The 22,728-nt window shown below is 67.3% G+C and carries 25 protein-coding genes; 15 read left to right on the forward strand and 10 right to left on the reverse strand.

What is annotated here, in order from left to right:
• Window positions 1-13 precede the first annotated feature (13 nt).
• The 13 genes from pabB (at window position 14) to ACFC0O_RS02365 (ending at window position 10,637) form a co-directional block, all read left to right on the forward strand.
• On the forward strand, window positions 14-2,107 hold the full coding sequence (gene pabB, locus ACFC0O_RS02305; protein ID WP_375953106.1) for an aminodeoxychorismate synthase component I: 2,094 nt from the start codon (window positions 14-16) through the stop codon (window positions 2,105-2,107).
• Complete coding sequence (locus ACFC0O_RS02310) at window positions 2,100-2,903, forward strand: aminotransferase class IV (RefSeq protein ID WP_375953108.1); 804 nt, start codon at window positions 2,100-2,102, stop codon at window positions 2,901-2,903. The genes pabB and ACFC0O_RS02310 overlap by 8 nt, the downstream gene beginning before the upstream one ends.
• The gene (locus ACFC0O_RS02315) at window positions 2,896-3,612 is read left to right on the forward strand and encodes a hypothetical protein (protein WP_375953110.1); all 717 of its coding nucleotides are present in this window, start codon (window positions 2,896-2,898) and stop codon (window positions 3,610-3,612) included. Before ACFC0O_RS02310 ends, ACFC0O_RS02315 begins: the two co-directional genes overlap by 8 nt.
• A complete protein-coding gene (locus ACFC0O_RS02320; RefSeq protein WP_375953112.1) occupies window positions 3,609-4,502 on the forward strand; it encodes an ACP S-malonyltransferase in 894 nt (297 codons plus the stop codon). The genes ACFC0O_RS02315 and ACFC0O_RS02320 overlap by 4 nt, the downstream gene beginning before the upstream one ends.
• Window positions 4,503-4,508: 6 nt before the next feature.
• Window positions 4,509-4,979, forward strand: a complete 471-nt coding sequence (locus tag ACFC0O_RS02325; RefSeq protein WP_375953114.1) for a MaoC family dehydratase N-terminal domain-containing protein — start codon at window positions 4,509-4,511, stop codon at window positions 4,977-4,979.
• On the forward strand, window positions 4,976-5,407 hold the full coding sequence (locus ACFC0O_RS02330) for a MaoC/PaaZ C-terminal domain-containing protein (protein WP_375953115.1): 432 nt from the start codon (window positions 4,976-4,978) through the stop codon (window positions 5,405-5,407). Before ACFC0O_RS02325 ends, ACFC0O_RS02330 begins: the two co-directional genes overlap by 4 nt.
• Before the next feature lie 33 nt (window positions 5,408-5,440).
• On the forward strand, window positions 5,441-5,701 hold the full coding sequence (locus tag ACFC0O_RS02335; RefSeq protein WP_375953117.1) for an acyl carrier protein: 261 nt from the start codon (window positions 5,441-5,443) through the stop codon (window positions 5,699-5,701).
• Window positions 5,698-6,933: a beta-ketoacyl-[acyl-carrier-protein] synthase family protein gene (locus ACFC0O_RS02340; protein ID WP_375953119.1), complete on the forward strand. Its 1,236-nt coding sequence runs from the start codon at window positions 5,698-5,700 to the stop codon at window positions 6,931-6,933. The genes ACFC0O_RS02335 and ACFC0O_RS02340 overlap by 4 nt, the downstream gene beginning before the upstream one ends.
• A gap of 31 nt (window positions 6,934-6,964) precedes the next feature.
• Window positions 6,965-7,954: a beta-ketoacyl synthase N-terminal-like domain-containing protein gene (locus tag ACFC0O_RS02345; RefSeq protein ID WP_375953121.1), complete on the forward strand. Its 990-nt coding sequence runs from the start codon at window positions 6,965-6,967 to the stop codon at window positions 7,952-7,954.
• Window positions 7,951-8,793: a hypothetical protein gene (locus ACFC0O_RS02350; RefSeq protein WP_375953122.1), complete on the forward strand. Its 843-nt coding sequence runs from the start codon at window positions 7,951-7,953 to the stop codon at window positions 8,791-8,793. The genes ACFC0O_RS02345 and ACFC0O_RS02350 overlap by 4 nt, the downstream gene beginning before the upstream one ends.
• A complete protein-coding gene (gene fabG / locus ACFC0O_RS02355) occupies window positions 8,790-9,527 on the forward strand; it encodes a 3-oxoacyl-ACP reductase FabG (RefSeq protein ID WP_375953123.1) in 738 nt (245 codons plus the stop codon). The genes ACFC0O_RS02350 and fabG overlap by 4 nt, the downstream gene beginning before the upstream one ends.
• Window positions 9,528-9,543: 16 nt before the next feature.
• Window positions 9,544-10,260 (forward strand): 2-hydroxychromene-2-carboxylate isomerase, encoded by a 717-nt coding sequence (locus ACFC0O_RS02360; protein WP_375953125.1) that lies wholly within the window; start codon window positions 9,544-9,546, stop codon window positions 10,258-10,260.
• 155 nt (window positions 10,261-10,415) lie between these two features.
• Window positions 10,416-10,637 (forward strand): hypothetical protein, encoded by a 222-nt coding sequence (locus ACFC0O_RS02365; RefSeq protein ID WP_375953127.1) that lies wholly within the window; start codon window positions 10,416-10,418, stop codon window positions 10,635-10,637.
• A gap of 1 nt (window position 10,638) precedes the next feature.
• Here the strand turns inward: ACFC0O_RS02365 and ACFC0O_RS02370 are convergent, their stop codons facing one another.
• A complete protein-coding gene (locus ACFC0O_RS02370; RefSeq protein ID WP_375953129.1) occupies window positions 10,639-11,616 on the reverse strand; it encodes a hypothetical protein in 978 nt (325 codons plus the stop codon).
• 93 nt (window positions 11,617-11,709) lie between these two features.
• Between ACFC0O_RS02370 and ACFC0O_RS02375 the strand changes: the two genes are divergently transcribed.
• Together ACFC0O_RS02375 and ACFC0O_RS02380 are read left to right on the forward strand one after the other, a co-directional pair.
• Window positions 11,710-12,810 (forward strand): lycopene cyclase family protein, encoded by a 1,101-nt coding sequence (locus ACFC0O_RS02375; protein ID WP_375953131.1) that lies wholly within the window; start codon window positions 11,710-11,712, stop codon window positions 12,808-12,810.
• Between the two features lie 93 nt (window positions 12,811-12,903).
• On the forward strand, window positions 12,904-13,758 hold the full coding sequence (locus tag ACFC0O_RS02380; RefSeq protein ID WP_375953133.1) for a glycosyltransferase family 2 protein: 855 nt from the start codon (window positions 12,904-12,906) through the stop codon (window positions 13,756-13,758).
• Window positions 13,759-13,792: 34 nt separating this feature from the next.
• Here ACFC0O_RS02380 and alc read toward each other — a convergent pair whose 3' ends face one another.
• The 9 genes from alc to ACFC0O_RS02425 are packed head-to-tail and all read right to left on the reverse strand — an operon-like array spanning window position 13,793 to window position 22,646.
• On the reverse strand, window positions 13,793-14,815 hold the full coding sequence (gene alc, locus ACFC0O_RS02385; RefSeq protein WP_375953134.1) for an allantoicase: 1,023 nt from the start codon (window positions 14,813-14,815) through the stop codon (window positions 13,793-13,795).
• 38 nt (window positions 14,816-14,853) lie between these two features.
• A complete protein-coding gene (locus ACFC0O_RS02390; RefSeq protein ID WP_375953136.1) occupies window positions 14,854-16,029 on the reverse strand; it encodes a glycerate kinase in 1,176 nt (391 codons plus the stop codon).
• Window positions 16,026-17,828, reverse strand: a complete 1,803-nt coding sequence (gcl, locus tag ACFC0O_RS02395; protein WP_375953137.1) for a glyoxylate carboligase — start codon at window positions 17,826-17,828, stop codon at window positions 16,026-16,028. Before gcl ends, ACFC0O_RS02390 begins: the two co-directional genes overlap by 4 nt.
• 1 nt (window position 17,829) lies before the next feature.
• The gene (locus ACFC0O_RS02400; protein WP_375953139.1) at window positions 17,830-18,030 is read right to left on the reverse strand and encodes a hypothetical protein; all 201 of its coding nucleotides are present in this window, start codon (window positions 18,028-18,030) and stop codon (window positions 17,830-17,832) included.
• On the reverse strand, window positions 18,027-18,902 hold the full coding sequence (locus tag ACFC0O_RS02405; RefSeq protein ID WP_375953141.1) for an NAD(P)-dependent oxidoreductase: 876 nt from the start codon (window positions 18,900-18,902) through the stop codon (window positions 18,027-18,029). Before ACFC0O_RS02405 ends, ACFC0O_RS02400 begins: the two co-directional genes overlap by 4 nt.
• A complete protein-coding gene (locus tag ACFC0O_RS02410; RefSeq protein ID WP_375953143.1) occupies window positions 18,899-19,696 on the reverse strand; it encodes a hydroxypyruvate isomerase family protein in 798 nt (265 codons plus the stop codon). The genes ACFC0O_RS02405 and ACFC0O_RS02410 overlap by 4 nt, the downstream gene beginning before the upstream one ends.
• Window positions 19,693-20,043 carry a gamma-glutamylcyclotransferase gene (locus ACFC0O_RS02415; protein ID WP_375953145.1) on the reverse strand — a complete coding sequence of 117 codons (351 nt, stop codon included), beginning with the start codon at window positions 20,041-20,043 and terminating at the stop codon, window positions 19,693-19,695. The genes ACFC0O_RS02410 and ACFC0O_RS02415 overlap by 4 nt, the downstream gene beginning before the upstream one ends.
• The gene (locus tag ACFC0O_RS02420) at window positions 19,991-21,199 is read right to left on the reverse strand and encodes an XdhC family protein (RefSeq protein ID WP_375953147.1); all 1,209 of its coding nucleotides are present in this window, start codon (window positions 21,197-21,199) and stop codon (window positions 19,991-19,993) included. The genes ACFC0O_RS02415 and ACFC0O_RS02420 overlap by 53 nt, the downstream gene beginning before the upstream one ends.
• A gap of 1 nt (window position 21,200) precedes the next feature.
• Window positions 21,201-22,646 carry an NCS2 family permease gene (locus ACFC0O_RS02425; protein ID WP_375953149.1) on the reverse strand — a complete coding sequence of 482 codons (1,446 nt, stop codon included), beginning with the start codon at window positions 22,644-22,646 and terminating at the stop codon, window positions 21,201-21,203.
• Window positions 22,647-22,728: the final 82 nt, after the last annotated feature.

Consider the following 22,728-nt stretch of genomic DNA (forward strand, 5'->3'; position numbering starts at 1 on the left):
GTTTCTGGTCACCATGCGAACGCTGTTGATCGACAATCACGATTCCTATACCTACAACCTATTCCAGCTCATCGCGGCGACGTCCGGGGTCCCGCCCACGGTCATCACCAATGACGATCCGCGCTGGGACGATCTGGATCTCGACGAATTCGACGCCGCGGTGATCTCCCCCGGGCCCGGAAATCCGCAGCACACCGAGGATTTCGGGCACAGCGCGACCCTGCTGCGCCGCCGGGATTTACCGGTGCTCGGCGTCTGCCTCGGACATCAGGGCATCGGCGCGTTCTTCGGCGGCCGTATCGAATCCGCACCCCGGGCCCGGCACGGGCATATCAGCGTCGTCCGGCATTGTGAGGAGGACCTTTTCGAAGGAATTCCGAATCCGTTCCAGGTGGTGCGCTATCACTCGCTGCATGTGCCCGAACCGCTGCCGCCGGAGCTGCTGAGCCTGGCGACCTCCGAGGACGGCGTGGTGATGGGCCTGCGGCATCGGACGCTGCCGCGCTGGGGCGTGCAGTTCCATCCGGAGTCCATCTCCACCGAGAACGGGCGCGAGCTGATCTCGAACTTCCTGCGCCTGGCCCGCGAATCGGCGTCCGAGGCCATCGAGGTCCGAGAAGCCCCCGCCGACAACGGATTACACGCGGACTGGCTGCGGCTCGATCATGAGGTCGACCCGATCACGGTGGCGCGCGATATCTTTGGCTCGCAGCGGCGGGTGTTCTGGCTGGACAGCGCGCGGGTGGTGGAAGGTATGGGACGGTTCTCCTTCCTGGGCGCGCAACTGGGCGCGGCGGGCGAAACACTCAGTGCCCGAGTGCATGACGATTCGGTGCGGGTGCTCACCGAGACCGGATCGCATACCGAATCGGGAACCATCTTCGACGCGCTCGAACGCCGCCTGGCCATTCCCGTCTCCGGAGCCGACGAACTGCCCTTCGATCTGACCGGCGGCTATGTCGGCTACTTCGGCTACGAACTGAAATCCGAATGCGGTCTCAACGCCGATCACCGCGCCCAGACCCCGGACGCCCTCTGGATTCGCGCAGATCACCTGGTGGTCATCGATCACGAGCGGCATCAGACCTACATCGTGGCGATCGCCACCCCCGCGAATGCCCCTGCGGCACAGCGGTGGCTGGCCGAAACCACGCAACGGCTGCGGTCCGCGCCCACCATCGACCCGCGCGGTGCGGATATCGACCTCGACACCGTACTGGGCGCGGTCGAATTCGCCGACGTCGAACAGTACGCCCGCCCGCGCGCCGAATACCTCGCCGCGCTGGACGAAATCCACCGGCGGCTGCTCGCGGGTGACACCTACGAGGTCTGCCTCACCAATATGTTGCACCTGCCCGCGATCTCACATGACGCGGACAGCGATCTCGAGGCGTATCTGCGGTTGCGCGCGATCAATCCGGCCCCCTACGCCGCCTTCCTGCGCGCCGATGACGTCACCGTGTTCTGCTCCTCGCCCGAGCGATTCCTGCGCATCAATCGCGACGGCGTGGTGGAGAGCAAACCGATCAAGGGCACCGCCCCGCGCGGCCTCACCGCCGACGAGGACGAAACCCTGCGCGCCGCATTGCAATCGGATCCGAAGACGCAGGCCGAGAACCTGATGATCGTCGATCTGCTGCGCAATGATCTGGGCCGGGTCTGCCGCATCGGCTCGGTGTCGGTGCCCAGCTATATGGCCACCGAGACCTATGCCACCGTGCATCAGCTGGTCTCCACCATCCGCGGTGAACTGGCCGCCGGAGTGAGCGCACTGGACTGCGTGCGCGCCTGTTTCCCGGGCGGATCCATGACCGGTGCGCCGAAACTGCGCACCACCGACATCATCGACACTCTGGAAACCGAAGCGCGCGGGGTCTATTCGGGTGCGCTCGGCTATCTCGGCCAGGGCGGTACGGCGGATCTCAATATCGTCATTCGCACCGCGGTGCGGGTCGGCGAGGAACTGCTGATCGGTGCGGGCGGCGCGATCGTGCTCGATTCCGATCCCACCGCCGAATATGAGGAGATGCTGCTCAAAGCGGCGGCGCTGGTACGGGTTTTCGGTGCGGCGCAGCCCGTCGCGGCGGGAGACGGTCCCCGTGGATGAGTTGACGCTGTTCGATCCCGATACCGGCGAATTGGTCCCGGCCCCGAGTCTGGACGGTCCGGACGTGATGGATTCCTGGCTGCTGGTCGATGGCCGGGTGCGCTGTCTGGAACTGCACGAACAACGCTTCACCGCCTCGGTCGCGCTCCGCCACGACATTCCGGAGGAGACGATCGCGGCCTTCCTGCTCCGCATGCGCGACATGCTCCCGACCCGCGGGCACTGGTTCCCGCGCATCGAATGCTCCCGGCTGGGCGATCTCGGCCTGCGGGTGCGCCGTGCGCCGGAGTTGTCGGACACGGTCCGACTGTGGACCGCGACGGTGCCCGATCCGCGAGCGGAACCGCGGGTCAAGGGGCCGGATCAGGGCCGCCTCGCCGAATTGCGCCGCATCGCCACCCATTTCGGGTCGGAGGAGCCGGTGCTGCTGGATCCGGACGGTTATCTCCGCGAGGGCGCGTTCAGCGCGATCGGCTGGTGGCGCGACGGCACCCTGTGCTTCCCCGACCCCGATGCTCCGGTGCTGCCGAGCGTGACCCGTCAGCTGATCGAGGCCGTCGCCGGAATGCGCGGGGTCGCAGTCGAATACGAACGGGTCCGCCCGGCCGATATCACCGGTCTACCGGTGTGGGTACTCAGCGCACTGCACGGAATCCGGGAGGCTGTGCACTGGACCGGCAATCCCGCGCCCGCATCGACCGAGGGCGCGCGGGACGAGTGGCAGGACGCGCTCGGCCGGTTCGCCACCCGTATCGATCGTGCGACGCCATATCCAGGGGAGATTCAACATGCGTGAACCATTCGTGACCGATCTCGCCGCCTCGGGCTGGAATGAGCTGGCCTCCGTCCGAGACGGCCTGCACGCGGCCGGACTGCCGATTCCGGATGAGAAGTATCTGCGCGGGGCCTTCAGCGCCGCCGATTGGAAGCAGGCGCATCGCCTGGCCGATACCCTGCGGGATCGATTCGCCAAGGCGCGCTTCGCCGATACCGTCGATTACGGGCCGGTACTCATTCCGGATCCGGACCGGCTCGATGTGCGCGGTGCGGTCGATCCGGCGGTGCGCGCCGACCAGACCGAGGTCACCACACCGGATTTCGTGGATGACAAACTCCCCGATGGGGTTTCGGTCGCCACCGCCGGCGCGGACTGGACGCTGGCCGTATCGCTGGTCGGCCCCGCGGGCCTCGCACTGGGCAGCTACCTCGATATCACCGAGGACGCCGATCCGGATTTCTACGTGGTCGAGGGCACCGACACCCGCGACCTGATGATCCGCCAGCTCTGGGGAGCGCTGACGCTGCAATGCGGCACCGAGATGCCCGATTGCGAAAACCGGGCCAGCTGGACGTTCTCGCTGTTCCCGGGTGAGGGTCTGCTCGGCGAACAGGCCGCCTCGGGCACCGTGCTGCACGGCACCGTGCGGCATCGACTCGGACGGCGCGACCGCGGTATCAAATCGACCCGGGTGCGCCCGGCCCTACTCGTGGACGTGGGCAAATGAGTACCGCACCGGGCGAATCGCTCGGCGAGACGGTCGATCCGGTGGATATCGTGGTGTTCCCCGGGCAGGGCAGTCAGCGGGCGGGTATGGGCGGTGAGCTCTTCGACCGCTATCCAGACCTGGTGGCGCAGGCCGATGACGTCCTCGGATACAGCGTGCGGGCACTGTGCTCGGACGATTCGGACGGGCGGCTCGATCGCACCGAATTCACCCAGCCCGCACTGTATGTGGTGAACGCGCTGCACTACGCGGCGCACCTGGAATCCGCGCCGCCACCGCGAATAGTGCTGGGGCACAGCCTCGGCGAATACAACGCCCTGCACGCCGCCGAGGTCTTCGATTTCGCGACCGGGCTGCGACTGGTCGCGGCCCGGGCCGGGGCGATGAGCGCCATCGACGGCGGCGCGATGGCGGCGGTCGTCGGACTCGACGCGGACACCATCGGCTACACCCTCGGTGCCGCGCGGCTGACCGGCCTCGATATCGCCAATCTCAATACACCGCAGCAGGTTGTACTGTCCGGACCGGTCGACGAACTCGCCGCGGCCACCGATCCGCTGGTGGCCGCGGGCGCGAAAATGGTTCGCCCGCTGCGGGTCAGCGGCCCGTTCCACTCCCGCTACATGACACCGGCGCGCATGAAACTCACCGAGGCGTTGGCGGCCACCGACTTTCATCCGCCCCGCCGCACCGTCCTGGCCAATGCCACCGCCCGGCCGTACGAGCCGGACACCATCGGCACGCTGCTGGCCATGCAGATCGACCACCCGGTGCGCTGGGGCGAATCCTGCTATCCACTGCTCGCGGCGCCCGGGGTGCACCTCACCGAGATGTACTCCAACACGCTGACCCGAATGTTCGCCCAGATGCGGCGGAATTTCGAAAGGTAGACCACCATGGCCGTTTTCAATCGCGATTTCATCGGCCGCAGGTTCGGCCCGGTCGGCCCGTACGAGGTGAGCCGGGAGAAGATCCGCGACTACGCCCTGGCCACGGGTGACCCGCATCCGCTCTATCTGGACCGCGCCGCCGCCGAGGCCGCCGGATACCCCGATGTCATCGCACCACCGAGCTTTCCGGTCATGCTGTTCTTCCGATTCGGCGGCTGGCCGCTCTACGATCCGGAATTCGGCAAGAAGCAGCAGCCGATCTGCGTGCACCGGGCACAGTCGGTGCGCACCCTGCGCCCGATCCACCCCGGCGATCTGCTGCTGATGACCACCGAGGTCACCGATATCCGCGAGGTGGGGCCGCACGACCAGTTCGATATGACCCACACCATCGTCGACACGGACGCCAATGACGTTGCCGTGGTGACCAATTCGATCATCTCCCGGCACATCACGGCATTGGCGGAGGCGGTATGAGCGCCATCGCGTACGACGATGTGACGGTCGGCCAGCAGATCCTCGAAGAGGTCATCACGCTGCGCCGGGTCGATCTGCTGCGCTACTGCGGCGCGTGCTCGGATTTCACCGGGACGCATTGGAATGAGCGCATCGCCAAATCCGTCGGGCTGCCGGACGTCATCTCGCACGGCACCCTCAATATCGCCGTCGCCACCCGGATGGTGAGCGATTGGCTCGACGACCCCGCCGCCGTACTCGGCTACGAGGTCACCCGGTTCTCGCACCCGCTGGTGGTGCCCGATGACGATGAGGGCGGGCACCTGATCGTGCGCGCCGTCGTGGAGGGCAAGGGCGAGGACCGCAGCGCCGTCATTCGGATCACCGCCAAGACGCCGGACGGCAAACAGGTCATGGGTGGCGCGCGCGTCACCGTTCGATTGGCCTGAGCGACACCATTTCTCATTAGAAGGAGTTCCACCGTGCAGCTCACCGACACCGACCGGGCCGATATCAAGGACCTGGTCTGCGACATCCTCGAACTCGATACCGAAGAGGTCACCGACACCAGCCATTTCGTCGACGATCACGGGGCCGATTCCCTGCTCGCGATCGAGATCCTCTCGGCGCTGGAGAAGAAGTATCGCGTGAAGATCGCCCAGTCCGAACTGGCGCGCATGGGAAATATGGACGGCGTGTACGAGGTGCTCGCCGAGTCCGATTCGGTGGGGGTGCCGTCGTGAGCCTGCCGCACGCGCGCCGGGTGGCGATCACCGGAATCGGGCCGATCAGCAGTATCGGATCCGGGTCGGAAGCCTTTCTGGCCGGACTCCGCGCGGGGGCCTCCGGCGCACGACCCATCACGGCCTTCGACACCACCGGCTTCGACCATGACATCGGCTGCGAGGTGGTCGATTTCGATCCGGCCGACGCGGTCACCCGCATTTCGGCGAAGGAGTACGGGCGTTCCAGCCTGTTCGCGGCCGCGGCGGCGCGCATGGCGCTGGAAGACAGTGGATTAGCACCCGACGCGTTGCGCGCCCAGCGGTCGGTGGTGGCCATCGGCACCACCGACGGCGAATCCCGCGATCTCGACGATCTGGTCCGCGGCGATGTCGCCGCGGGCGGCGAATCGGCCTTCGATCCGACACTGGCACACCGGATTCCGGCCGCGCGGCTGTCCGCGGCGGTCGCGGCCGAACTGGAGCTGGAATCCGTCGAGGCGGTAACCCTGACCACGGCCTGCGCCGCGGGCAACTACGCCATCGGGTACGGATACGACGCGGTGCGCCTCGGCGAGGCCGATATCGCGCTCTGCGGCGGCGCGGATTCGGTGTGCCAGAAGACCTTCGCCGGATTCTATCGACTGGGGACCGTCGCACCCGATGTCTGCCGCCCCTTCGATGTGAACCGCAAGGGCATTCTCACCGGCGAGGGTGCGGGCGTGGTCATGCTCGAGCCCTGGGACGCGGCGATGGCGCGCGGTGCGCACATCTACGCCGAGGTGCTGGGTTTCGGCCTCAATTGCGATGGCGATCATCCGGTGGCCCCCAATGAGGAGCGCATCGCCGAATGTATGCGCCTGGCCCTGGCCGATGCCGGTCTCGAACCCGAGGCGGTCGATCTGATCTCCGCGCACGGCACCGGCACCGTCGCCAATGATCGCACCGAATCACGCGCCATCCGTTCGGTATACGGCGGCGCGGCACCCAGCACCATCTCCATCAAATCCATGATCGGGCACACCATGGGCGCGGCCAGCGCACTGGCGTCCATCGCCTGCGCGCTCGCCATCGACAACGGATTCATTCCGCCCACGATCAACCATATCGAGACCGATCCGGAGTGCGGGCTCGACTGCGTGCCCAATGCGGCGGTCGAGCGCGACCTCACCGTGGTGCAGAACAACGGGCTCGCGTTCGGCGGCAACAACGCCGTGGTCATCTTCGGAAAACCCGTGCCCGCCAACGCATGACCGGTCGCGAATCGGCAGAACGGATAGACCCATGACCACCACCCGTCTCACCCATTGGTCGGCGCTGTCACCGTACGGTCCGACCAGCGGCCACTTCCATTCCGGCGGAACGACCCTGGTCGCCGGACCGGTGCCGGACTTCGATATCCGCACCGCGCTCGGCAAGGCCGGGACCCGCAGTATGGACCGGGTCACCGCGCTGGCCGTGCAGGCGATCGGCGATCTCATCGCCCAGCCCGGTGTCGCCGAGGTGATCGGCTCCCGCACCGCCATCGTGCTCGGCACCACGGCGGGCAGCGTCGCCAGCACCATGCGGTTCACCCGGGATTCGCTCACCGAGGAGCGGCCGTACCTGGTCGATCCGGCGCGCTTCCCCAACACCGTGATGAATTGCGCAGCGGGACGATCGGCCATCTGGCATAAGCTCCGGGGGCCGAACGCCACGATCGCGGGCGGTCGCACCGCCGGGCTGCTCGCCCTGAATTACGCACGCCGCCTGCTCGATACCGATCGCGCGGACACCGTCGTGGTCGGCGCGGCCGAGGAGCTGTCCAGTGAGCGGATGCGCATCGATCCGCACACCTCGGGCGCGACGGGTGCGCCGCTGTCCGAGGGCGCGGGCGTATTCCTGCTGCATCGGCACGAAACAGGTGCCACCGCAACCGGTCTGGAGCTGGCCGGTCCGGTCCGAAGCGCGGCGGTATCGGACTCGAACGCCGGTGCGGTCGCCCTTCGAGAAGGGCTGGCCGCACTCGACGCGGCGGAAATCACCCCCGATGCCGTGGTCGCGGTCGCGGTGGCCGGACCCCTCGAGCTCGGAGACAGCCTCACCGCGACCTTCCCGGCGGCCGATCCGGTGCTCCGGCCCGAACAGCATCTCGGCGATACCGGCGCCGCCGCAAGCGTTTTCGCCATGGCGCTGCTGGCCAGGCAGAGCCGCCCCGGTCCCGCGCTGGTACTGGCCTACGACGAGCACACCGTGGTCGCGGCGGTGCTGCATATCCACGGTGAGTTCCGGTGAGATCGGCCACCGCCGCCGCGTACCGTCTCGCACGGGCGGAACACTCGGGCGGAACACTCACCGCCACGGTGGATTTCGATCCCGGCGCGCCGATCTTCGCCGGTCACTACCCGGAGCTCGCGGTGGTGCCCGGGGTGCTGCTGATCGATATCGCCTGTCTACTCGCCACCGAGCTGGCGGGCGGTGCCCGGTGGCAGATTCACTCGGCGCAGTTCTCCTCGCCCGTGCACCCGGGAACACCGGTCACGCTGACCGTCGATACTCAAGCGGACGGTGAGGTGCGGATCGCGGTGTCGAGCGGTGGACGCAAGACCGCGTCGATTCGATTGCGGCCGGACGACTCCGAGCCGCTGGAGACGCGGGAAGTAGCGCAGCACCCCTCGGGTGAGCCGGTCGTATCGCGATTGCCGCACCGCCCGCCGATGGCGTTCCTAGACGAGGCCATTACCGTCGGCGACGGTCGGCTGACGGCGCACTGCCACCGCGAGAGCATCGAATTCCACCGCTACAGCACCACATTCAGCAGTCCGGACCCCGCCGCGATCTGGCCCGCGACACTCATGCTCGAAGCGTGGTGTCAGGCCGCGGCCGTGCTGATGATGACCCTCGAGCCCGAATTCACGACTCCCGCGGTACTCATCAGCCGTCTGGCCACGGTGCGCACCCGCGCCGAGGTCGAGATGGGCGAAACCCTCGAACTGTCGGTGCGGCTGCTCGAACGCTTCCCCGATGCCAGCACCTTCACCGGTTACGCGCGGGCCGGACAGCGCACCGTACTCGACATCGACCGCCTCACCGCCACTTTGCGCCCCTTCGATCAGCTTCGGAGTTCCTCGTGAACGATCATCGTCCCGTCGCCGTCGTCACCGGCGGCTCCCGTGGCATCGGCCGCGAGATAGTCCTGAACCTCGCGCGCGGCGGCTACGACGTCGCCTTCTGCTACAACAGCGATAGCACCGCGGCGCAGGAGGTCGTCGCGGCCTCGACCGGCGGCAGCGTACTGCCCATTCGCGCCGATGTGCGCGATGAGCAGCAGGTCGACGAATTCCTGGAGGCCGCCGAAGCCAAATTCGGCAGCCCCGACTGCGTCATCACCTCGGCGGGCGTCACCGACGATCAGTCCCTGGTGTCCATGTCGAGCGAGAGTTGGCATCGGGTCATCGACACCAACCTGACCGGTGTGTTCAATGTCTGCCGCCGGGCCGCGTTCGGAATGGTCAAACAGCGTTCGGGCGCGATCGTCACCATCGCCTCGGTCTCCGGGGTGTACGGCAATCCCGGGCAGACCAATTACAGCGCGGCCAAAGCGGGCACCGTCGGTTTCACCAAATCCCTCGCCAAGGAGGTCGGGCGGTTCGGTGTCCGGGTCAACGCGGTGGTGCCCGGCTATATCGACAGCGATATGACCGGCCATCTCACCGGGCCCAAGCGCGCCGCCCTCGAAAAGTCCATTGCCCTGCGACGATTCGGCGAACCCGCCGATGTGGCGGATCTGGTGGGATTCCTGGTCTCGGATCGGGCCCGCTACATCACCGGCGCGGTACTGCACGTCGACGGCGGCATCACCCTGTGAGAACGGGAGCAGACTCATGAAAACCGCACCCCGCGTGTACTTCTCATTCCGCAGCCCGTACTCCTGGCTGGCGTTCCACGATCTGCGGCGCGAGCACCCCGAGCTGGTCTCGGCATTGGAATGGCGGCCCTTCTGGGAGCCGGACGAACATTTCAGCGCGCTGCTCGCCGACAGCGGCCACGAATTCCCGTACACGCCGATGAGCCGCGCCAAACACTTCTATCTACTGCGCGACGTCCGCCGCCTCGCGGGTCGGCGCGGCCTCACCAATTCCTGGCCTCTGGATGAGCAGATGCATTGGGAGCCATCGCATCTCGGCTGGTTCGCGGCCGCCGATCACGGACTCGCGCACGAGTACACCGACCGCGTGTACACCGCGCGCTGGCTGTCCGGTCTCGACATCTGCCGCACCGAGGTGATCCAGTCGATCCTGGACGAGCTCGCCATACCGGCCGATGTCGGCGAACTGTTGCGCTCACCGGCGATCGAAAAGCGCGCCCTGGACGCTCTGCAGGCGGTCTGTCAGGAGGATGTCTTCGGCGTCCCGATGTTCATTCACCGGCGCGAGAAGTACTGGGGCATCGACCGGCTGGCGGATTTCCTCGCCGCCCTGCCGGGATCGTCCACCGCCCAGCCCGAATCGATCGCCGCCACCGGTGCGCCGGACGGCCTCGCCGAGATACCGGTACCCAAGGCGACCGCGGAGATCGGCCACGCGGGTGGCTGCGGCTGACGAGCGCGAACACCCGGCGTGACAGTCCGAACGTGATGTTCGATCACGTTCGGACGGGTTCGCGCCTGGGTACTCCCTCCTCGGATCACACCCGGTACGAGCGTTGCGGCAAACATGGGGCCGGGGTGGCCGGAGTCGAGTAGGAGCTGAGTCCCATGGCGTTGGACATCGTGGCTTTCTCTTTGGCCGCACTACTTCTCACCGTGGTGGTCGCGATCCTGGCGGTCGGTTTCACCGACCTCACCGATCCGCCGCCCTCCACCTGGTGCCGTCAATGCGCCCGCTGGATGGTGAACAAACACCATCAGGCCGAACCGCTGTGCCTGCGGTGCCGGCTCACCGCCGGATTCGACAGCGCGGTGCACGGGCGCAGATAGCTCAGCGGAAGGCCAGCGCGCCGATGGTGTCGGTGTGGCGGTAGCGCAGATATTTCTCGACGGTGTCCGAATCCACGGTGGTGTCGGCGGTCGCCAGGGTGATCACCAGGAATTCGGCTTCACTGCCGTCGCGCCATTTGCCGGTCTCGAAGTGCGAGATGTACGTCCCGGCGGGGAGGTTGATATCGCCGTCGTCGAAATGATCCTCGGCGGCGGCGGCTTTGGCGGCATCGCTCATGGTGAGCACGAACTGGGTGAGCATGAGACCGCCGTTCTCGGACTTCCACACCAGTTCCGAGGCGTACTGGCAGCCGAGGCCGGTGAGTTTGCCGTTCTCCTCGACGGGACCGCAGGTGTCGTAGTCGCGCCCCTGGACCCAATCGGCCTGCAACGCGACATCGCCGAGCTTGAAATTCCAGGCCTCGCCGAATTCGGTGTAGGTGAAGCGGTTTCCGGCGGGTGCGGCCTGGGTCGTCGTATTCGGGCGCGTGGAGGTGATTTCGATGGGCGGTTCGACGCTGCTGGTCGTCACCGTCGCCTGATCGGAGCTGTCGCCGCCCGTGAGCACCACGACCGCGCCGACTCCGACGGCCAGCACCGCGACCGCCGCCAGGGCGATGCCGACGATCAGACCGGTATTCGAACGCGGTGGTTGCGGCGGCGGCGCGCCATAGCCCGGCTGCTGCGAATATCCTTGCTGCCCAGGCCATCCCGGCTGGGCGACGGGCTGCTGCCAGGTCGGCTCGCTCTGCTGTGCCTGATATCCGCCCGGCTGTGCCGCGAATCCGGGCTGTTGCCAGGCGTCGCCCTGCTGCCCCGGCCAGGCCGGTTGCGCGGGCTGGGCAGGCTGGCCGGGCTGGGTCGGCGCCGCCGGTTGGTCCCACCAGGCCGCGGCCGCGTCCTCCGCGGGCTGTCCGCCCTGGCCGTGCGGATCGCCACCGAATCCGGATCCGGATGGCGGGCCGGGGGGATAGCTCATGTAGTCAACCTTTCACGGCGCACCGGGGACCTCCCGACCCGGCGAAATGTCACCGAAGCGTAGAACGGCGGCCGATCATGATCCAATCACGGTGTGACTTCCGATCTCGTGGTGTGCGGCGCCGGTCCGGCGGGGCGAGCGCTGGCGCATCGCGCACTGGTGCGGGGGCAGTCGGTCACGATCATCGATCCACGACCCGAACGCCGGTGGAGCGCCACCTACGCGGCCTGGGCCGATGAACTGCCGGAGTGGCTGGATCCCGGGGTGTTCGCGGCGACCGTGGACCGTCCGGCCGTATGGACCACCCGGCGTATCGAACTGGATCGCCGCTATAGCGTTTTCGATACCGCGGCCCTGCGGGATTCCCTCGATCTGACCGGCGCGCGGATCATCACGGACCGGGTGATCGATATCGTCGCGCCGCCGCGCTTCGGCACGCGCAAGGATGAACTGCCGGTGGCGCGGCTGGCATCGGGGACGGATGTGCCGGGCGGTCGCGTCATCGATGCCCGGGGTGTGTCCCGCTCCCCCGGTCTCGCCGAGCAGACCGCGTTCGGTGTGGTGCTCGATCGCGACCGCTGGGCCGATCCGGACACCCTGTTCATGGACTGGCGCATCGACAATGGCGCACGGCCCGATGAGCCGCGCTCATTCCTCTACGCGGTTCCCTTGGGCGACAATACGATTCTGCTCGAGGAGACCTGTCTGGCGGGCCGCCCGGCCCTGCGCACCGAGGTGCTGCGCGATCGTCTTGCAACCCGATTGCGTTCTCGCGGAGTGACTCTCGACGGTTCCGAGCGCATCGAACGCGTCCGATTCCCCGTCGAAGGCGGCCGGGCGCACCCCGCCGCCTTCGGTGCGGCGGGCGCGCTCATCCATCCGGCGACCGGATACAGCGTCGCGGCCGCGCTGCGCACCGCGGATATTCTCGCCGCCGGGGATTCGATCTGGAACATTTCATCCCGCACGGTCAATCGCCTGCGGCACATCGGATTACAGGCCCTATTGGCGCTCCCACCACAGGATTTGCCGCTTTTCTTCGACAAATTCTTCGAGCTGACACCCGAACGCCAGCGCGCATATCTCTCCGGTCGTGATGATCTGGCCGGTACCGCCGCCGCCATGACGGCTCTGTTCGCCGCGCTTCCGTGGCGTTCGCGTCGTACACTCGCTCGCGCCACAACCGGTTCCTAGCCCCCTTTATTGCGGGCTGGGGCGGGCTGCGGCCGAGTGCGAGACTTCCTGCGCCGCAATAACAGAACTCGTTAACCGGAGTACCGAATCACCATGCCAGACGGTAACCGAAGCCCCATTGTCCTGTCCGTCGTCATTCCCGCTCTGAACGAGGAGAAATCGATTCTCGCGACCCTCGACCGCCTGGTCGACCAGGATGCGGTGGACGAGATCATCGTGGTGGACAACGGGTCCACCGACGAGACCCGCGATCTAGTCGAGAAATACATTGTGACCAGCCCCAAAGTGCGGCTCGTCGACGAACCCAGACGCGGTCTGCCCTTCGCCCGGAACACCGGTTTCGATGCGGCCCGAGGTGAATTCATCGGGCGTACCGATGCCGATACCCTGGTGTTTCCCAACTGGGGTGAAACCATCAGAACGTATCTCGCAGATAATCCCGAGGTCGGCGCGGTCACCGGAATCACGACCTATCACGATTCGCCGGTGGGATTCCTGCTGCGCCTGGGATATTGGATTCAGGACCGGCGCGGCGCACTCGGCAATCGGGTGGGAAATCTGCACGGGCCGAATATGGGAATCCGGCGCACGGCCTGGCTCGAAGTGCGCGATCAGACCATCACCGGAGTTCCGGTCGCCGAGGATCTCGATCTGGCGCTCTGCCTGATCAAGAAACAATTACCGATCCAGCAGCTGAAGGATTTGCGGGCCGATACCTCGGCCCGGCGGCGGCGCGCCACCCCGCGCGAATGGTGGCGGTTCCAGCAGACCGGCCTCAATACGCTGCGCGGACAGGGATTCTGGGTATTGCCGCTGCACCGCAGGGTGATCGTGGGAGCGTGGCTGGCACATACCGTGCAGTGGCCGATCTACCTGTTCTGGGACTTCGAGGCGCGGCGATTCACGCTGCGCCGCACCGGAACCCGGATCTCGTCGATCGGCCACTGACGGTTGCACCCGCCGGGGCGCGTGGGTGTACCGGTCAGGCCGCGCCCCAGCGGGTGACGAGCGCCTCGAGACCCGCCGGGGTGGGAGCACCCAGCAGCCGCAGGCGGGCGATGCCGCCGTCCGGATAGATATCGAGACGCACGTGGGTGGCCGGCCGCGCACCCTGCACCCGGAAGCGGTGCGGGGTATCGGGCTGAATCGGCACGGTCGGCAGCAGGTCGAACCAGTCCGGTGCGTCCGGACCGGGAATCGGTGCCCCACTGGGCAGATCGATGCCGAGCAGTCGCACCTCGGCCGGGGAGTTGAACACCAGGTTGGTGGTGTCGATTTCGATGAGCTCCGGAATACCCTGGGCGGCAAGGCGAATCACGGCCCAGTCATTGCCGTCATCGCGACGGCGGGCGGTCTCCCAGCCCTCGGCCTGATTGCGGGCCAGGCCGGGGGCGAGCATATTGTCCGCGCCCGAGTAGAACAGATTCGAGCAATCGATGGCCCGGCCACCGTATTCTAGTGCGGCCAGGTCCACGGTCAGCCCGGTCAGCAGCGCCGGATCGGGCACCACGTCACCGTGCACCCGGAAACGGGCCACACCGCCGTCCGGATGGATATTCAGGCGCACATGGGTGAAGATCCGCTCCTCGTCGACGGGCAGTTCGTGCCGGGCGTCGCCCTGTAGCGCCGTGCGCGGCACGATCTCCACCCACTCGGCCGAATCCAGCTGCGCCACATCGGGATAACCGGCGACCCGGCACGCCTCCACCGATGCGAACGGCGGATAGTTGCCCTTGAACCAGGCGGTGTCGATCACCACCCCGCGCACGATGCCGGGCATGCCGAGCCGCACGATCGCCCAGTCGTGTCCGGGCGCGCCGCGCCGCCGCCGGGTCTCCCAGCCGTCGTATTCCTGCCCCTTGGTGCCGAAGGTCTCGGCGGAGAACCGCGGTTCCCACGGCTGGATGAGATTCTCGCGCTCTTCGAAGGATTCGTCGCTGGCGGCGATCACGCTCGCGCGGTAGGTGCGCAGCGCCAGATTCGGCAGGCTGGTGAAGTCCGACATCAGTTCCCTTTCGGTCGATGTTCAGGTCGGTGGAGAGTTCAGGCGTTGCGGGAGAGCAATTCACCCAGGCGGGTTTCGGCGATGCGCACGGCCAGCTGTTCCAGCAGCGGCCCGGCATTGTCGATACAGCGCTGCGGATCGGGCTCGATATCGGTGAGCGCATAGGCGTCCTCGAATCCGAAGCGGCGCAGCATATCCCGGGTGAGCAGTCGCTGCCCCGCGACCGCGAGCACCGGAATGCCCGCCGCCGCGGCGGCTTTGGCCACCCCCATCGGGGCCTTGCCGTGCAGGGTCTGCCGATCCAGGCAGCCCTCCCCGGTGATCACCAGCCGCGCGCCCTGTAGCCGATCGGTGAAATCCAGCTGCCGCAGGATCAATTCGATACCGGGTTCGCTGCGTGCGCCGAGGAAGGCGATGGCGGCGAATCCGACACCGCCCGCCGCACCGGCCCCGGGCCGATCCGACAGATCCACGCCCAGATCCCGGCGCGCGATCTCGGCGAAGCGCGCCAGACCGCGCTCCAACTGCACGACATCGTCCGCGTCCGCGCCCTTCTGGGGCGCGTACACCTGGGCGGCCCCGCGCTCACCGAGCAGTGGGTTGTCCACATCCGAGGCCACCGTGACCGGCACGCGCAGCAGATCGGCGAGATCGATGCGCTCGAGTCGTTGCAGCGCGACGCCTCCCGGCGGCAGCGGCGCACCGTCCGCGTCCAGCAGGCGCGCGCCCAGCGCGGTGAGCATCCCCGCCCCGCCGTCGGTGCAGGCGCTGCCGCCCAGCCCGAGCACCACGCGCCGGGCACCGCGCGATACCGCGGTGCGCATCAGCTCGCCGGTGCCCGTGCTGGTGGCGGTGCGCGCGGTGACCGGGGTGGGCCGGTCGGGTAGACGCCGGAGCCCGGAGGCTTCGGCGAGTTCGATGATGGCCGTCTCGCCCCTCATTGCCAACGAGGCGACCACTCGATTCCCGACCGGCCCGGTGACGGCGGTCTGCAGGCCGGCGAAGCCCGCTGCCACCATCGCGTCCACGGTGCCGTCCCCGCCATCGGCGACGGGGACCGAGACCACGGGCAGTTCCGGGCGCACCCGCCGCAGTCCGGCCGCGAGATGCTCGGCGACCTGGGCGGCGGTCAGCGACCCCTTGAATTTGTCGGGGGCGATGATCACCTGCCCATCGCGCCAGCCCCGGCCCGAACCACCGCGCGCGTGAATCACGAAGGGCTCCCGGCCGATTCGTACTCCGCCCGCGCGGCGATGGCGGTCGGGGCATCGGAGAACGATTCGGCGAGTTCCTCGAACTCGTTGACGCTGTCGATCTCGAGCCCCATGGACACATTGGTGACACGTTCGAGAATGACCTCGACCAGCACCGGCACCCGATGTTCGGCCATCAGCCGCTTGGCCTCGGCGAACGCGGAGCCCAGCTGTTCGGGTTCGGTGACGCGAACGGCCTTGCAGCCCAGCCCTTCCGCGACCTTCACATGATCGACGCCGTATCCGCCGACCTCCGGACTGTTGATGTTGTCGAAGGACAGCTGCACGTAGTAGTCCATATCGAACGCGCGCTGCGCCTGACGGATCAGACCCAGGTACGAATTGTTCACCACCACGTGCACGTACGGGATCTTGAACTGCGCGCCGACCGCCAATTCCTCGATGAGGAACTGGAAGTCGTAATCGCCCGAGAGCGCGACCACGGTCTCCTCCGGCAGCGCGGTGGCGACGCCGATGGCGGCGGGCAGCGTCCAGCCCAGCGGTCCGGCCTGTCCGGCGTTGATCCAGTGCCGCGGCTTGTACACGTGCAGCAGCTGCGCCGCCTGGATCTGCGACAGTCCGATGGTGGTGACGTAGCGGACGTCCTGCCCGAAGGCCGCGTTCATCTCCTCGTACACCCGCTGCGGTTTGATCGGCACGGTGTCGAAGTGCGTCTTGCGCAGCAGGGTTCGCTTGCGGTCCCGGCATTTCCCGGCCCATTCGGAGCGGTCGCGCAGCTGTCCGGTGAGCTTCAGATCGTGTGCGACATCCAGGAACGCCGCCAGGGCCGCGCCAGCGTCGGAGACGATGCCGTAATCGGCCGCGAACACCCGCCCGATCTGGGTCGGCTCGATGTCCACGTGCACGAAAGTGCGGTCCTTGGTATAGGTTTCGACGCCACCGGTATGCCGGTTGGCCCACCGATTGCCGATGCCCAGCACGAAATCCGATTCCAGCAGCGTGGCATTGCCGTAGCGGTGCGAGGTCTGCAATCCGACCATGCCCGCGTGCAGCGGATGGTCATCGGCGATGGTGCCCCAGCCCATCAGCGTGGGCACCACCGGAATTCCGGTGAGCTCGGCGAATTCGAGCAGCAGATCCGCCGAGTCGGCGTTCACGATGCCGCCGCCCGCCACGATGAGCGGTCGCTCGGCCGCGTTCAGCATCATGATGGCCTTCTCGGCCTGCGCCCGGGTCGCGGTGGGCCGATGCACGTCCAGGGGCGTGTAGGTCTCGATATCGAATTCGATCTCGGCCAGCTGCACATCGATCGGCAGATCGATCAGCACCGGTCCGGGACGCCCGGATCGCATGAGCTGGAACGCCTTCTGGAAGGTGCCCGGCACCTGCGCGGGCTCGAGCACGGTCACCGCCCACTTGCTCACCGGGGCGGCGATCGAGGCGATATCGACGGCCTGGAAATCCTCCTTGTGCAGTTTGGCCACCGGCGCCTGCCCGGTGATGCACAGGATCGGAATGGAATCCGCACTGGCGGAATACAATCCGGTGATCATATCGGTGCCCGCCGGACCGGAGGTGCCGATGCAGATGCCGATATTGCCGGGTGCGGCGCGGGTGAAGCCCTCGGCCATATGCGAGGCCGCTTCCACGTGCCGGGCCAGGATATGGCCGATCCCGCCGTGTGCGCGCATGGCGCTGTAGAACGGGTTGATGGCCGCGCCGGGTAGCCCGAAAGCCTGTGTCGCGCCTTCCTTTTCGAGAATGAGGACGGCCGCGTCCACTGTCCGCATGCGTGTCATATCAGATCCCCTTCCGGATCAGCGTCAGCGGCCGATCGGTCGAATTCGCCGTCGGCGCGAAGGTGCGGACGTGCGGTGTGCGCGGCTCGACGGTGCAGCGCTCCACCACCCAGCCCGCCGGAACGCCGATGGCGCAAATGCCGTGCCCGTGCGCCATATTCGGTCCGAAGCCGGACTCCAGCTCCTGCGCGGCGACCCTCACGCGGTCCCCTTACCGGACAGCGCCTCGGCGACCAGCAGCAGCGCGGAGTGATCCAGCGAGCCGTGGCCCATGGCGCGGGCGGCGGCGATGAGCTGTGCGGTGAGCGCGCCCATGGGGATGGCGACCTCGGCCTGGCGGGCGGCGGCCAGGATGATGCCCATATCCTTGTGGTGCAGATCGATGCGGAAGCCCGGCTGGAAACTGCGCTCCAGCATGGACTTTCGCTTCAGCTCCAGAATCTTGCTGCCCGCCAGGCCACCGGCCAGCACGTCCAGGCCCGCCTCGGCGTTCGCGCCCAGGTTCTCCATGAGCAGGATGGCCTCGGCGACCAGGGCGTAGGTGCCGCCGACCACCAGCTGGTTGGCGGCCTTGACGACCTGGCCCGCGCCATTGGGGCCGACCAGGGCGATGGTCTTGCCGACCGCCTCGAAAACCTCTCGGGCGGACTCGAAGTCATCGCGGGAGCCGCCGACCATGATGGACAGGGCGGCGTTCTTGGCACCGGGCTCACCACCGCTCACGGGGGCGTCCAGGACACGCAGTCCCTTCTTCGCGCCTTCGGTGGCGGTCCACTCCGAGGTGCGCGGGGTGATGGTGGAGAAGTCGATGTAGAGCGTGCCGGGCGCGGCGTGCTCGAGCACCTCGGCGAACACCGATTCCACATGCTCGTCCTGCGGCAGCATGGTGATGACGATGTCCTTGTCGCGCACCGTCTCCGCGGCGTCCGCGCCCGCCTTGCCGCCGGCGGCGGTGAGCCGTTCGACGGCGGCGGCGCTGTGGTCGTAGCCGGTGACGTCGTGACCGGCCTTGACCAGGTGTCCGGCCATGGGGCCGCCCATGATGCCGAGGCCGACGAATCCGATGGTGCTCACTTGATCCACTCCCAGTTCAGTTCGGGGTCTTTGTATTCCAGGCCGATGTAGCCGTCGTAACCGCTCGCGTCCAGCGCCGCGAACAGCTCGGCGAAGTCGAGTGCGCCGGTGCCGGGGCGTCCGCGCCCGGGCGAATCGGCGATCTGGACGTGGCCGATATAGCCGCCGTAGGTGTCGATGACGGCGGGCAGGTTCTCGCCCATGCGGGCCAGGTGGTACAGGTCGCAGAGGAACCGCACATTGGGTTCGCCGACGGCCTCGATGATCCGCACCGCGTGCGCGGCCGAGACGATCGGATAGTCCTGCGACTCATAGGCATTGAGCGCCTCGAGCAGTACCGTCGCACCGATGCGCTGCGCGGCCGTCGCGGCCAGGCGCAGATTCTCCAGCGCCAGCTCGTCCTGCTTCTCCGGATTCTCGGCGGCGATCCGGTTGCCGTACAGCGCGTTCAGCGCCTTGCATCCGGTGCGCTCGGCGATGCCGATCGCGATGTCGATATTGTCCCGGAACCTGGTCTCCTGCCCGGGGATGGAGACCAGGCCCCGGCCCGCCGGAATCAGATCGATGAAATTCAGGCCGACGAGCTGTACCCCGGCGTCCTCGATGGAGGCGACGAAGGCATCGATATCGGCATCGGCGGGCGTGGGATCCGCGCCGAACGGCCACCAGAATTCCACCGCGTCGAACCCGGCCGCCTTGGCCGCCGCCGCCCGCTCCAGCAGCGGCAGATCGGTGAACAGGATGGAGCAGTTGACGTCGTATTTCCGGAGCGCGCCCCCGGCGGTGTATTTCATCGGGTTCCTTCGCGATAGGTCGACCAGCTGCCGAATTCGGTGATGTCGATCAGCTGCGGGTACGAGACGGGCGGGCGGCGCAGCAGCATGGCCAGCACCGAGCGATGGTCGTCGAGTTCGATCACGCCGAGTTCGAGCTCCGGCGGTTCGGCCGGGAGCAGACTCTTGCGCAATACCTCCATCGAGACCTCGAAGAGTTCGCCCGCGATGGGCGCGCCGCCGTCGGGGACGGGGTGCAGGCCCGGGAAGCGGTCGCCGATGGAGTAGAAGCGGTACTGCGGCGCGGTGGTCACCTCACCGGCGAACGGTGCGCCGTCGAGCAGGTGATTCAGGGGTCCGCCGCGCATGGCTCCCCCGTTCAAGAAGATCAAAGGCATTGGGGTCTATCCTTTTTCGGTCATTTCGAGGGGGTTCCAGCGCATCCGGGATGTGGATGTCGGGGACGGGGACGGTGTCGCGGTGTATGGGTCCACCGCTCACGCCCAGGGGGATTCCGGAGCCGCCGCGGCGCACGGCCACGATTTCGGCGGCGATGGAGACCGCGGTCTCCTCGGGGGTGCGCCCGCCCAGATCGAGGCCGATCGGTGAGCGCAACCGGGCCAGTTCGGCTTCGGTCATACCGTTCGCCCGCAGGCGGGCGAGCCGGTCGTCATGGGTGCGCCGCGAGCCCATGGCTCCGACGAAGGCCACCGGCAGGCGCAGCGCCACTTCCAGCAGCGGCACATCGAATTTGGCGTCATGGGTGAGCACGCACAGCACGGTGCGGGCATCGACGCGAGTGTTCGCGAGGTAGGTGTTCGGCCATTCGACCACGACCTCGTCGGCTTCGGGAAACCGTGCGGGCGTGGCGAATACGGGCCGGGCATCGCAGACGGTGACGTGGTAGCCGAGGAATTTGCCGATGCGGGCGACCGCGGCGGCGAAATCGATGGCCCCGAACACGATCATGCGCGGCGGCGGTACCTCTGATTCCACGAAGACGGTGGATTCGGCTGTGTCACAACCGATGACGCGGATTCCGGTCGCGCCGGTATCGAGCATGGCTCGTGCCTCGGCCACGACGGTCTCGTCGAAGGTGGCCCCGACGGTCCACCACGATCCCAGGGCCATGGCGGCCCCGGTGTTCAAGTCGCGGACCAGTGCGACGGGTTCCTCGGAACGCAGGAGTGCTTCGAAGGCGGTGCGATTGGCCGCCGTGACCGGCTGTACGAACACCTCGATGGTGCCGCCGCAGGTCAATCCGACCGCGAAGACGTCGGAATCGCTGTACCCGAACGTTTCCCGCACGGGTTCGCCGGTGCGCAACGACTCGCGGCACAGCTCGTAGACCGCGCCCTCGACGCATCCGCCGGAAATGCTCCCGACGACAACGCCTTCGGTGTTCACCGCGAGGGCCGCGCCCACCGGCCGGGGCGCACTGCCGCCGATGCCGATGATCGAGGCGACGGCGTAATCCTGTTGCGCCGCATGCCAGGTCAAGAGTTGTGCCGCGATGTCGCGCATATCAGCCTCCCAGGGCCAGTTCGATGGCGTTGATGCCGAAGTAGGCGGCGAAGACCACGCTCACCACGGCCACCAGCCAATGGATTTCACTGAACTTGCCGCGCGCCGCCTTGATCACCACGTACGAGATCAGGCCCGCGCCGACGCCATTGGTGATCGAGTAGGTGAAGGGCATGAGCGCGATGGTCACGAAAGCCGGGACCGCGATCTCCAGATCGGTCCAGTCGATCTTGCGGGCCTGGGTCATCATGAGCGCGCCCACCAGCACCAGGGCCGGAGCCGCGGCCTGGATCGGCACCACCGCCGCGAGCGGGGTGAAGAACACCGCCGCGGCGAACAAACCGCCCGTCACCACGCTGGTGAGTCCGGTACGAGCGCCCTCACCGACGCCCGTCGCGGATTCCACGTACACCGTGCTGCCCGCACCACCGCTGACGCCGCCGATCACCTGGGCGATACCGTCGACGGTCAGGATCTTGCCGATCCCGGGCATGGTGCCCTTCTCATCGAGCAGCTTGGCCTCGTCACAGACGCCGAAAACCGTTCCCATGGCATCGAAGAAGCCGGTCAGCACCAGCGTGAACAGCACCACGCTCGCCACCAGACCACCCGCCCGGGCGAATCCGCCGAACAGGTCGACATTGAGCATGAGACCGAAATCCGGTGCGGCGAAGAAGGAATCGGGCCGCTTGGGTACGACGGTCCCCCACGCCTTGGGATCGATGGTGGCGATGGCGTTGATCACGATGGCCAGCAGCGTGGAGACGGCGATGCTGATCAGGATCGCGCCGGGCACCTTGCGGACGTACAGCGCCAGCATGAGCAGCAGCCCGACCGCGAAAACCACCACGGGCCAACCCTGTAGATGTCCGTCGACCCCGAGCGTGACCGGCGGCCCGCCGGGCGCACCGTGCCCGACCACCCCGGAGGAGACCAGGCCGATCATGGCGATGAACATGCCGATGCCGACGCCGATGGCGTTCTTGAGCGCCGTCGGAATGGCGTTGATGATCATGGTTCGCAGGCCGGTGGCGGCCATGATCACGATGATCACGCCCATCAGCACGACCAGGCCCATGGTCTGCGGCCAGGTCATATGCGGGGCGGCCTGGAAGGCGACCACCGGGACCACCCCGAGACCGGCGGCCAGGGCCAGTGGTACGTTGCCGACCAATCCCATCAGGACCGTGGAGAGTCCGGCGGAGAACGCCGTGGCCGTGGTGAGCTGGGCGATGCTCAGATGGTTGCCGTCGATATCGGTGACCCCGCCGAGAATCAGCGGGACGAGCAGGATAACGTAGGCCATGGCGACGAATGTGGTGATTCCGCCGCGGATTTCGCGTGAGACGGTGGTATGTCGTTCACTCAACTTGAAGAACCGGTCGAGTGCCGAACCCCGGGCGATTGTGGTGGTCGCCGTGGGAGTCGGATCTTGGATTTGGGTCATGGCATGCCCTCCTGTTGGGCGTAGCCGACCTACGGTCCGGGATTCATCGCCTCCGGACCGCGGATTCGGTTGCTGCGTTGTG

Source organism: Nocardia sp. NPDC056100, assembly GCF_042266325.1.
Taxonomy (GTDB): Bacteria; Actinomycetota; Actinomycetes; order Mycobacteriales; family Mycobacteriaceae; genus Nocardia.